The following is an 11,779-nucleotide window of genomic DNA, read 5'->3' on the forward strand; positions in this document are numbered from 1 at the left end:
GAAATAAACATAAAATGCCGATGATGTGTTAATGATTACAGCAACCATGCCATTGTCATGACTGCTACGGTATAATAATCATTAATTCATCACGGTCCTGCCTGCGGTATGTGTGTGACCACAGACAGAAACGGCATTACATCCGAAGGTAGGGCGAGGCAAATAATCATCAACTATTTATTTTTATGGAATGGCTTGCAGAATTGTTTCGCGCCAATCAGGTGATCCCTATCTTCCTGACCATCGGTCTCGGATTCTGGCTCGGAAATCTTAAATTCAAATCATTTTCGTTAGGCCCGGTGACTGCCACCCTTCTTGTCGGTGTGCTCATCGGTCAGCTCGGCATACCTATTTCCGAGCCGATCAAGTCAGTCTTTTTCATGCTCTTTCTATTTTCTATCGGTTACAGTGTCGGTCCGCAGTTCTTCAGATCACTCAGGGGCGACGGTCTCAAACAGATTGCTTTTGCAGTGGTCGAGGGCGTGCTGTGCGTGCTTGTCTGCATAGGCGTAGCTAAACTGATGGGCTATAACACAGGTACGGCCATAGGTATTTTTGCCGGTTCACAGACCATCTCGGCGGTGATCGGCGTGGGTAGCGACACGATCCGTGCCATGAATATCCCCGCTGACCGTCAGGAATATCTCATAAGCATGATCCCGGCATGTTATGCAGTTTGTTACGTGTTCGGCACGATCGGCACGGCATGGATCATCGCCAATCTCGGACCGGTGCTCCTCGGAGGACTCAAAAAGGTGAAGGAGGAGACGGCCGCCCTCGAAGCGGAGATGGATCAGGGCGAATTCGAGCCTGATCCCGGTATGGTTGTGGCTAACCGCACCATTTCGTTCCGCTCATACAGGGCTGAATCGGACTATTTCCGTCGTCCGCGTACAGTAAAGGAACTCGAACGCCACCTGAAGGAGCGCGGTATCCGCATGTTTGTGGAGCGTCTGCGCATCAAGGGAGAGATAATGGAACCGGATCCGGGCATACAGATATCCCGCGGTGACCATATAGTGCTCGGAGGCCGACGTGAGACTGTGGTCGAGGAGGCCGGATCGATCGGTCCGGAGGTGGTTGACCATGAGCTGATGACCTTCGGGACAGAGAATCTGCCGGTCACTGTCTCCAAGTCAGGTGCATGCGGGCTTACACTCGGCGAACTGCGTACGAAATCCTATATGCGCGGCGTGATGGTGCGCAGCGTGATCCGCAATGATGTCTCGCTTCCGCTCCGATCCAAGACACGTCTTGAGAGCGGCGATGTGGTCACCCTCGTAGGACTTCCGCAGGATGTGACCGACGCTGTGGATGAGATCGGATTCTCTGACCGTCCGACCGATGAGACCGACATGGTATTCACCGGACTTGGAATAGCCATCGGCTGCTTTATCGGTGCGCTTACCATCCACTGGGGAGGTATTCCCCTCTCGATCAGCACGAGCGGTGGTGCGCTGCTTGCCGGACTTTTCCTCGGATGGCTGCGCAACAAGCGTCCGACTTTCGGACGAATCCCATCGCCGGTTCTTTGGATCATGGACAATCTTGGCCTTAACATGTTTATAGCCGTCGTGGGTCTGTCGGCCGGTCCGTCGTTTGTCGAAGGGCTGAAAGAGGTCGGTTTCGGACTGTTCTTCATAGGTATCGTCTGCACAACGATCCCCCTCATACTTTCAATTCTCATCGGACGCAAGATCTTCAAATTTTCCGCAGCGGAGACCCTCGGCTGTGTGGCCGGAAGCCGTAACGCCGTGGCCGCGCTCGGTGCGATTCAGGACAATCTCGACAGCACGCTCCCGGCTATGGGCTACACGGTGACATACGCCGTCGGTAACTTCGTGCTGATCTTCTCCGGCATAGTCATTGCCCTGCTTGTTTAGGCCATTGTGTTTCAAATAGTTTAAAAAAATAACGATAAACAAATTATCCAACATCCCGAAAATGTCACTATCTTTGCAACTTGATTGCAGCAGTGATGTTTTCGGGATGTCACGTTCCGAAAAAGTTGCAATCCAATCATATCCAATCATAAATGAGAGAATAAATTACCTCAAAATCATAACATCAATTCATAACTATGCCAAAGTTTACTGAAAAGCGTATCAGCATGTTTCACGGTATTCTTCTGATCGCTCTTTTTGCCTGTGCCGCTTTCTATATCGGCGAAGCACAGTTCTTCAAAGATATTTCGTTCAGCCCGATGATCATAGGTATCATCCTCGGTATGCTCTATGCCAATTCGCTCCGCAACAATCTGCCGGAGACTTGGGTGCCGGGCATTCAGTTCTGTTCCAAGAAGATACTCCGCCTCGGCATCATACTTTACGGTTTCCGACTGACGTTTCAGGACATTGTCAACGTCGGTGTGGCCGGAATCGTCATTGATGCCATCATCGTCACGGTTACCATTCTCGGCGGCGTATGGATAGGCAGACTGTTGAAGATGGACCGCGACACCGCGCTCCTTACCTCTGTGGGTAGCGGCATCTGTGGTGCGGCCGCCGTGCTCGGCGCGGAATCAGCTATCCGTACCCAGCCCTACAAGACGGCTGTGGCTGTCGCTACGGTGGTAATTTTCGGTACTATCTCCATGTTCCTCTATCCGATAGCCTACCGTTCGGGTCTGCTTGACCTCACTCCGCAGGAAATGGGTATCTATTCCGGATCAACGCTCCATGAAGTGGCCCACGCCGTGGGGGCGGGCAATGCGATGGGTACGGAGATATCCAATGTCGCCATCATTGTCAAGATGATCCGTGTGATGCTCCTTGTGCCGGTGCTTATTATCCTCGGTTTCTGGGTGGCGCGCAGAAATTCCGCTGAAACTGCTTCGGGTGAGAAGGGCAAGGTAAACATCCCTTGGTTTGCAGTCGGCTTTCTCGTGGTTATAGCGTTCAATTCACTCGATCTGCTCCCTGCGGCACTTGTGGATGCCATCAATTATTTCGACACCTTCCTCCTGACTATGGCTATGGCTGCACTCGGTGCTGAGACGAGCATTGATAAGTTTAAGAAAGCCGGTGCTAAGCCGTTTATACTTGCATTCTGTCTCGATATATGGCTCATAGGAGGCGGATATCTCCTTGCCAAGTATCTTGCTCCGATGTGGCTGTAAGATAGGGCTTTGCAAGATGTGAACTGCATTAAAACAGTCAATATCAAATCGGTTGTAGGGTCTGCGGTCGCGCAGGCAATACAACCGATTTTTCATTATCGCACCATTTCGGATGATTTCGGGGCGTAACTTTGCACCGTGACATTGCTCCCGTGTAAGTTTCACCTTCCCCCTCCACAGCTTATCAGTATCAGTCACGCCCACAAAATTCCTTATTCAACACGATTGTTTAACCTCAAAAAAACTTAGTCACACTCTCATTCTCATCTCTCTCCGCTATGAAAAAGATACTATTAGGCATCGGCCTGTTTTCCGCAGGACTCAGCATCGGCTATTTCCTATCCTCGACTCTCAACCGTAACCGTTCCATTGACATCCGTGACCTACGGGTCTGTGACACCATCGTGATCCGTGACACCATGCGTATGTCCATACCATCGCCCCGTCCCGACAGTGTGTTTGTCGGTCATGCCGTCCGTCAATTTCCGTTAGTATCATCCGCTGCCGTTATCGCAGCGGCTGAGCGCGACAGTTTTCCGGATATTGGCCGGACCGCGGTCGCCATACCTGATTCTGTAAGGGTTGAAATCCCGATTGTCAGAAAAGTCTATGCCGATTCTTCCTTCCGTGCAGTTGTCAGCGGATTTGAACCTAAGCTTGATTCCCTCGTGGTCTATCCACGCCTGATCGCTGTCCGTCCTCACACCATCCGCCGTCTTTGGGGCTTAGGGCTGAATGCCGGAGTCTGTGTCGGTCCGCATGGTGTCACGCCCGGAGTGAGCGTAGGGCTGACCTACACCTTTCTTAGCTTCTGAACTATGAGACGCGCCACGTTTTCTGCCGCCGAACTGTCGGTGTGAAGTATCCTGCGCAGCTTCCGGTAGCCATCAAGTTGCGCCTCCCTCGGTTTCCCGTCAGGAATAATACGCGACAGCTCACGGTTGACATTTTCGGGTGTGCAGTTGTGGACGAGCATTTCAGGAACGATACAGCCGCGTACACCGGTCTTTATAGCTTCATTGTTGACTTCTCGCCGGGTCTGGCGGTCAATCTTTCCCCCGATGAGGTTCGGTAGCGAGACGTAGGGGATCTTGAGGATGTGAAGGAATATATCATGAGCCCACTTCCATCCCACAGCGCGGTAGCAGACCACCTGCGGACAGCCCGCAAGCGCACATTCGAGCGATGCTGTGCCGGATGTCACGAGGGCTGCACGCGAGTTGGCCATCAGGCCGAGTGTCACACCGTCGATGACCGGAAAATTCGAGAATGAGGCATAGAAATCACGCGGAAGCGACGGCGCACCAGCTATCACCGTCTGCATGTCGGGGTGCAGACGTGCCACGGCATCCATGACAGGAAGATTGGCCTTTATCTCACCCACACGGCTACCGGGAACGAGCGCGAGTATAGGACGGCCATCCGTCAGCGAATGGACGTTCAAAAACTCCTTATGCGACGGCAACGTCCTGATGGCGGCTTCGACCTCTTCGACAGATGGATTTCCCACGTATGTAACCTCTACACCGCGTTCGGCAAACCATGCCGGCTCGAAGGGCAGTATGGAGAAGACCTCATCCACATAACGCCTGATCTGTTTTATCCTGTAGGATTTCCATGCCCAGAGTTTTGGCGCGATATAGTAGAACACCGGTATTCCAAGGCTCTTGGCATATTTGGCTAATTTGAGGTTGAAACCGGGATAATCCACCAGAATCACAGCGTCGGGACGCATGGAGCTTATAGCCTCCTTGGCTGTCTTCAGGTTTCCGAGTACTTCTGGCAGATGTGCGGCCACATCGATGAACCCCATAAAAGCCATGCGGCTGAAATGGATCAAGGGTTCATGTCCGGCGGCTTCGGCCATGCGGTCGCCTCCGAGGAAACAGATGTCAGCTTCCGGATCGAGAGTCAGTAGTGCTTTGATCACCTGTGCGGCGTGTATGTCGCCGGATGCCTCACCGGCCGAGAAGAAATATTTCATGATCAGAGTGTGGATGATATTGAATGGGAGAGTAGGGGAGAATGACTGCCCTGCACAGCGCAAAGGTAGCTTTTTTACTCCGTATGGCAAAACGGCATCGCATGATCATGTAGCGGTGGCGCGACATTTATGCTTCCTGATTTGTTCTATAAACATAGAACAGTTATAAATAATAATTACTGAGTATGAAGAAACTACTATTTACCCTTATGCTCCTCTTCATGGCGGGAGGAGCTGCACATGCTATCATTGATGAATACACCATCAGCCGCGACAAGCTTCCTCAGGAGGCAAGGGAGATGCTTGACGAATATTTCCCTAAAGCGAAAATCGGCATGATCAAGGTCGATAAACATCTGCTTAAAAAGACTGACTACGATGTGCGCCTTGTTAACGGAACGAAAATCGAATTCTCAAATGCCGGCAAATGGACTTCTGTTGACTGTAAATCACGCGAAGTCCCTGAAAAACTCGTCCCAAGTGCGATCAGGACTCATGTCAGAAAGAACGGAAATGGGGCGAAGATTGTCAGCATCGTGAAAAAGACCTCCACCTATGAAGTCGGTCTATCAGATGGAGTCGTCATGATTTTCAACCGCCTCTGCCAATTCAAGAGCGTTAAGATTGTGGATTGATCTTAATCGTTTAATTTTGAGGAAAGATTTGTTAAAATAAAAATTATAAATAACTGCGCAATTACAAGAAATTATTATTAACTTTGCGTCAACATACTTACCCCGCTTCCCGTAAGACCAGCGCGCTCAGGGTAAGTTTTTTTATTTTATGACAGCATCACTATATAATCAACCTCCGATTTCAGTTTCAGAGCAGCTTCTGCTTCTGAAAAGAGATGGTCTTGTTTTTAAGGATGAAGATAAAGCCCGCCATATTCTTGAAAACATCAGTCTTTTCAGAATAAAAAGCTATTTGAAGCCATTTCGGCGGACCGGCGAACGATCATTCAGGGATGGTGCTACTTTTGAATCTGCATACTCACTTTACAGATTCGATTCAGAATTGCGTAAAATGGTCTGCGCGGAGTTGGAGAAGATAGAAATATCAATACGCACTCAACTTTCCTTGATAATGAGCGAGGAGGCCGGGTGTTTTTGGTTTGAAGATGTAGCCAATTTTAGAGATCCGCTGCGACATGAAGGTCTGTTATTAAGCTTACAGAATGAATTGCGACGCAATGATGACGATGCAATAATAGATTTTCAGCGTAAATATTCGAATACTTTTCCTCCGAGTTGGATTACCTTTGAAATAGGCTCTTTCGGGACATTATCCATGATGTACAGATGGCTCAAGGCTGGACGGGCCAGAAGACAATTGGCTTATTTTTATGGCCTGACAGATACTGTAATGGAATCTTGGTTGCATTCGATCGTGTATGTGAGGAATATTTGTGCTCATCATAGCAGGCTTTGGAATCGGCAATTGAGCATTAATGCTATTGTTCCCCGAAGGACTTATTTACCGTTTATCACCATACCAAGTGATATAAAACGAGTGTATTATATTTTGTCTATAATCCTCTACTTCCTTCAGACGGTTAATCCAACCTCAACATTTGGAAGACGTTTTAAGGCTCTTCTGTTGAAATATCCGGACATAAATGTTTCGGCAATGGGTTTTCCTATAGATTGGGAAGATGAGGTATTATGGCGAACCTGAATCATTCTGTACGAGTAAAAAATGCCATATTTGTGATGCAAATTTTAATGAAATTAGATTAATTTTGTTAAAATTTCGTTGTTTGGAGGAATTTTACTAACTTGCGCGTTATAAGATTGACAAACTCTATTTTTCAATCAACCGTAATCCGTAAAAATTCTCACGTATCACCAATTATGTTACGTCTGATTTTCCCCCTTCTTGTGGCGCTGATGCCGCTACTGACGTTTGCCAAGACTCCGATTTTTGGTAAAGCCGAGGTTGAGGCAGAGCAGATGTATGATTATGTACGTCGTCATAACCCTGATTTCGAACGTGAAGTCGCCGAGGCATTCTACCGAATCGGCGAACGCTATGGTGTCCGAGGCGATATCGCACTTTGTCAGGCAATTATCGAAACTGGATGGTTTCGCTTCGACAACGGTACGGCGGTCAAGGCCAAGTCACACAACTATTGCGGCCTCGGAGTGAAGAAGCGAGGCGATAAGGGTTGTCATTTCAGTTCGATAGACGAGGGCGTGACCGCGATGATACAGCATCTCTATGCCTACGCTTGCGCGGGTGAGTTGCCGGAAGGTGAGAAAGTCGTGGATCCGCGGTTCGGTTTTGTGCAGCGCGGTTGCGCTCCGACTTGGGAGAAACTTGCCGGCCGTTGGGCCATGAATCCACACTACGGCCACAATATACTTCGTATATACACCGGTCTTAGCTCCCACGCGCGGTCGGGGAAACCGACTGCCAAGATTGCGGAAGGGGATCTGCTTGACGGTCTCGGTCCGGATTTCCAACATGACATTGACGACAGTGTCGATGTCGCAGACATTGAATTATTCAGATGAAAGAAAAAGAATTAATTGCGAATATACAGGCCCGGCTCGGAATAGCCGGGCTTAATGCGATGCAGCAGCGTATGGCCGGAGTGCAGCCCAAAGGGACTGTCACGCTGATCGCTCCTACCGGTTCAGGAAAGACCCTTGCATTTGCCATCCCGCTACTGAAAAGTCTCGGACCGGCCGACGGACGTGTGCGTGCGGTGGTCATGGCCCCGTCACGCGAACTGGTGCTCCAGATCTTCGAAGTGATCCGTCCGATCGCCACCGGATTGAAAACCGTGGCCTTCTATGGCGGACATCCCATGCAGGAGGAGGTCAATTCGCTTGCTGTCACGCCGGACATAATAGTGGCTACACCCGGACGTCTGCTCGACCACATAAAGCGCGGGAATCTCGATCTTTCGGGGGTGCGCACACTTGTGCTCGATGAGTATGACAAGGCTCTCGAACTTGGTTTTGCCGACGAGATGAAGAGAGTGTGCCGTCGCCTGACATCGGTTTCATTTGTCATCCTTACCTCCGCGACCCCTCTGGCAGAGCTCCCGGACTATCTCCCTAAGAGCTCCCGGACGGAACTTGTGGATTTCAGCGAAGCGAAATCGCCGAGACGGCAGATGCAGATCGTCCATGTCCCCTCGTTGTCACGTGATAAACTCGACACACTCATTGACCTTCTGAAATCGCTCCCCGACGGGCGTGTCATCGTGTTCGCCAACCACCGCGAGAGCGTGGAGCGCATACACGCCGCTCTGCGCAAGGCCGGACTTCCTGCCGGACTCTATCATGGCGGACTCGAACAGAACGACCGCGAGAACGCCGTCGAACTACTCAACAACGGCACTACTCCAATTCTCGTCTCGACCGATCTCGGATCGCGCGGACTTGACATTTCCGAACTCTCGGCCGTGGTTCATTACCACCTGCCTCCTACGGCGGAAGCATGGACACACCGCAACGGGCGCACTGCGCGTCAGGATGCGCAGGGTGAGGTCTATGTCATCACCACCGAGGAGGAGAATATCCCCGACTACGTTGAGTGGGATCGTGACTATGTCCCGCAGGGTCATAGCGACAAGCCGATCGAATCATCGACAGCTACACTCTATTTCAACGTCGGCAAGAAGGAGAAGATTTCGCGCGGCGACATCGTCGGTTTCCTCATAGCCAAGGGTGGCCTGACAGCCGGTCAGATCGGGCGTATAGCCTTGCGTGACCATTGCGCGCTTGTGGCCGTCCCGCGTTCGGAAGCCAAGCGTCTTGTCAAGGATCTCGCACCGGAGCGAATAAAGAATACCCGCGCAAAAATCTCCCTGCTGCAGGGCTAAGGCGCGATATGGACATCTCGTAATGAACCTGCGTCCCAAAGGTTAGGCAATAACCTTTGGGACACAGGTTCATTATCCGGTAAATTATATTCGGTTTGTAGGGCCAGCGTAAGCGCAGACCCTACAAACCGAAATTTTAATTGCCTTAACACGTTTTTTTTCGTGGCGGAATATCGTTATCGTGGTGGAAAAATCGGCATCAATGCTTCACATCGAATCCCCGACGCTGGAGCGCGCGCAGGATGCGGTAGTTCATCGCCTCGCGGTAATAGCCGACGATGTGTGAGGCCCAGTCGTTGGACGATTTGCTGCCCTCGCGTGTGCGGTTGTATTCCGATATCGTTTCGTCATACTCTTTCAGTTCCTTAACCATCTCCTCTTTGTCCTGACGGTAGTGGTCCTTATGGATCACGAGGCTCTGCGGCTGTTTGGGCTTGAGGTCGGGGAGCTCGCGGGGGACACCGATAGCAAGACCGCAGACGATGAAGGTTTTTTCCGGAAGTTTCATCAGGGTAGAGAGAGCTTCCGGGGCGACAGTACGTGCGTAGCCGATAGGGCATGTGCCGAGACCGAGCGATTCAGCCATAGCCACCGCGCTCATCATGGCGAGCGATGCATCCACGACGCCCACGATAAGGCCATCTGCCGTATGCTGGAAGGGAGGCATGTCGATAGCTTTCGCCTCGCTTATAAGTGAGATTTTATTATAGTCGATGAGAAACAGCAGGAAGTGGTTACACGTCTTGATCTGCTTCTGATTGGTCAGGGCATAGATCTGTTCCTTGATTTCCTGATCGGTGATATCGATCACGGAAAACTGCTGTCCGTTGTAGCTTGTCGGGGTGTTTCGGATGGCTTCATAGATGAGTTCCATCTGTTCGTCGCTGATCGCTTCGCGCTCGTATCGGCGTATGCTGCGCCGGTCGAGCAGACTGTCCTTCATACTTTTCATTATGTAGTTTTTATGTATTGGTAGTGATTGAATCTGTGGAGGTATTTTTCCGGATGCCGGGGTAAGGAAATTGATGCCGTCAGCATCCGTATGCAATGACGGCTTACGAATTTTCAACGCTCCGTCAAGGCTTTAGGTTCAGGCGGTGTCGGTTGATTTAACATATTTTAATCGTTGCATCGCTCCTTTGAAATAGGTAACTTTGCATCAGGAAATCCCCCCACTGATACCTCTCACGTTTTAATGATCATCAGGTTATGGAACTCATCACTTCTGAAAACATTCTTCTTATCGGATCTATCCTGCTCATTGCCGGTGTGCTTATCGGTAAGTCGAGCTATAAGTTCGGACTGCCTTTGCTTCTGATCTTCCTGCTTGTCGGGATGGCCTTCGGTACGGACGGTCTCGGCATACAGTTCAGCGACATGCACACCGCACAGTTCATCGGCATGATAGCCCTCTGTATCATCCTCTTTTCGGGCGGTATGGGGACAAAGATATCCGCCATACGTCCTGTCGTTGTCCCCGGTCTGATCCTTTCGACTGTCGGGGTGCTGCTCACTGCTCTCATCACCGGAACGTTCATCTGGTGGCTGTCGGGTATGAGCTGGACCAACATACATTTTGCTTTCCTGCCGTCGCTGCTGCTTGCGGCCACTATGTCATCGACGGATTCCGCCTCGGTGTTCGGCATACTCGGTAGTCAGAAGGTGGCTTTGCGTCACTATCTGCGCCCGATGCTCGAACTGGAGAGCGGTTCTAATGATCCGATGGCCTATATGCTGACCATAATTCTGATCGAGGCTCTGACGCTCGGCAGCGGACTCTCGGCTGGAGGCATATTCGTCGAACTTATCCTGCAGTTCGGAGTCGGTATCGCCGGTGGTTTCCTCATGGGGCGGCTGACGGTGTGGCTCATCGGGATCTATACGCGTATCGGTAAGGGTGGAGCGGCGCAGGAGGATGTCTCGCAGGCCACATCGATGATCTCGATACTCATGTTGGGCTGTGTGTTTTTCACCTTCTCCATCACGACTGCCCTCGCCGGCAACGGTTATCTTGCCGTCTATATATTCGGTATTCTTCTCGGCAATGCGAAGCTTCCGTGCAACAAGGGTATCACCAAGCTTCTCGACGGCATGACGTGGCTTGCGCAGATCGTGGTGTTCCTTATGCTCGGTCTGCTCGTGAATCCTCACGAGATGATCGACGTTGCGGCAGTCTCGCTGCTCATCGGTGTGTTTATGATCCTTGTCGGACGACCCGTGAGTGTCTTTCTGTCACTTGCACCTCTGCGGAAGATTTCCGCGCGTTCGAAGATGTTCATTTCGTGGGTGGGACTCCGTGGAGCTGTCCCCATTATCTTTGCGACATATCCGGTGGTGGCTGATATCGAGGGAGCGGGTCAGATTTTCAACATCGTGTTTTTCGTTACCCTCCTCTCGCTGCTTATTCAGGGTACGACCGTGATCGCTTCGGCGCGTAGGCTCGGACTGATTGACGAGGATGCGCAGGAGGATGAGGATTTCGGCGTAGAGCTTGCTGACGAACTGCCGACATCGCTTCACACGCTCACGCTGACGGAGCACAATCTGGCATCGGGTGCGACTCTGCGTGACATGCATTTGCCGCCGGGTTCGCTGGTGATGATGATACGCCGTGGCAACCGCTACATTGTCCCTAACGGTACACGCCGTCTGCAGCCGGGCGACCGCTTGCTGATCATCAAGGAAGAATAGAATTTGTACGGACGCGGCAAATCACCGTGACCTTCGGGAATATGGCTAATCATCCGATTGTAGGGACGCGGCGTGCCGCACAGCTGTCCGGATAAAATTTTAACAAATGGAGCAAGTAGCAATTTGCTAGTCAAAGAGCGATTTGCTCCAT

The 11,779-nt window shown here is 51.0% G+C and carries 10 protein-coding genes; 8 read left to right on the top strand and 2 right to left on the bottom strand.

The window, feature by feature from the left end; all coding sequences use genetic code 11:
• Positions 1 to 185: 185 nt before the first annotated feature.
• The 3 genes from aspT to K2G41_RS05055 all read left to right on the top strand — a co-directional run bounded on the left by aspT (position 186) and on the right by K2G41_RS05055 (position 3,933).
• The gene (gene aspT, locus K2G41_RS05045) at positions 186 to 1,883 is read left to right on the top strand and encodes an aspartate-alanine antiporter (protein WP_300115474.1); all 1,698 of its coding nucleotides are present in this window, start codon (positions 186 to 188) and stop codon (positions 1,881 to 1,883) included.
• 227 nt (positions 1,884 to 2,110) lie between these two features.
• On the top strand, positions 2,111 to 3,118 hold the full coding sequence (locus K2G41_RS05050; protein WP_300115542.1) for a YeiH family protein: 1,008 nt from the start codon (positions 2,111 to 2,113) through the stop codon (positions 3,116 to 3,118).
• Between the two features lie 278 nt (positions 3,119 to 3,396).
• The gene (locus K2G41_RS05055; RefSeq protein WP_300115477.1) at positions 3,397 to 3,933 is read left to right on the top strand and encodes a DUF6808 domain-containing protein; all 537 of its coding nucleotides are present in this window, start codon (positions 3,397 to 3,399) and stop codon (positions 3,931 to 3,933) included.
• Here K2G41_RS05055 and K2G41_RS05060 read toward each other — a convergent pair.
• Positions 3,912 to 5,102, bottom strand: a complete 1,191-nt coding sequence (locus K2G41_RS05060) for a lipid-A-disaccharide synthase (RefSeq protein WP_300115493.1) — start codon at positions 5,100 to 5,102, stop codon at positions 3,912 to 3,914. The two genes, K2G41_RS05055 and K2G41_RS05060, sit on opposite strands and share 22 nt — an antisense overlap.
• Positions 5,103 to 5,287: 185 nt before the next feature.
• Between K2G41_RS05060 and K2G41_RS05065 the strand changes: the two genes are divergently transcribed.
• The 4 genes from K2G41_RS05065 (at position 5,288) to K2G41_RS05080 (ending at position 8,937) form a co-directional block, all read left to right on the top strand.
• On the top strand, positions 5,288 to 5,737 hold the full coding sequence (locus K2G41_RS05065) for a PepSY-like domain-containing protein (protein WP_300115503.1): 450 nt from the start codon (positions 5,288 to 5,290) through the stop codon (positions 5,735 to 5,737).
• 148 nt (positions 5,738 to 5,885) lie between these two features.
• Positions 5,886 to 6,779, top strand: coding sequence for an Abi family protein (locus K2G41_RS05070; protein WP_300115506.1), 894 nt, complete (start codon positions 5,886 to 5,888; stop codon positions 6,777 to 6,779).
• Between the two features lie 176 nt (positions 6,780 to 6,955).
• Entirely contained in the window at positions 6,956 to 7,618 is a 663-nt protein-coding gene (locus K2G41_RS05075) for a glucosaminidase domain-containing protein (protein ID WP_300115509.1), read from the top strand.
• On the top strand, positions 7,615 to 8,937 hold the full coding sequence (locus tag K2G41_RS05080; RefSeq protein WP_300115512.1) for a DEAD/DEAH box helicase: 1,323 nt from the start codon (positions 7,615 to 7,617) through the stop codon (positions 8,935 to 8,937). Before K2G41_RS05075 ends, K2G41_RS05080 begins: the two co-directional genes overlap by 4 nt.
• Before the next feature lie 199 nt (positions 8,938 to 9,136).
• Here K2G41_RS05080 and K2G41_RS05085 read toward each other — a convergent pair whose 3' ends face one another.
• A complete protein-coding gene (locus K2G41_RS05085; RefSeq protein ID WP_300115529.1) occupies positions 9,137 to 9,889 on the bottom strand; it encodes a nitroreductase family protein in 753 nt (250 codons plus the stop codon).
• Positions 9,890 to 10,146: 257 nt separating this feature from the next.
• Here K2G41_RS05085 and K2G41_RS05090 point away from each other — a divergent pair, with 257 nt between their 5' ends.
• On the top strand, positions 10,147 to 11,628 hold the full coding sequence (locus K2G41_RS05090; RefSeq protein ID WP_300115537.1) for a potassium/proton antiporter: 1,482 nt from the start codon (positions 10,147 to 10,149) through the stop codon (positions 11,626 to 11,628).
• Positions 11,629 to 11,779: the final 151 nt, after the last annotated feature.

Source organism: Duncaniella sp., assembly GCF_029056165.1.
Lineage (GTDB): Bacteria > Bacteroidota > Bacteroidia > Bacteroidales > Muribaculaceae > Duncaniella.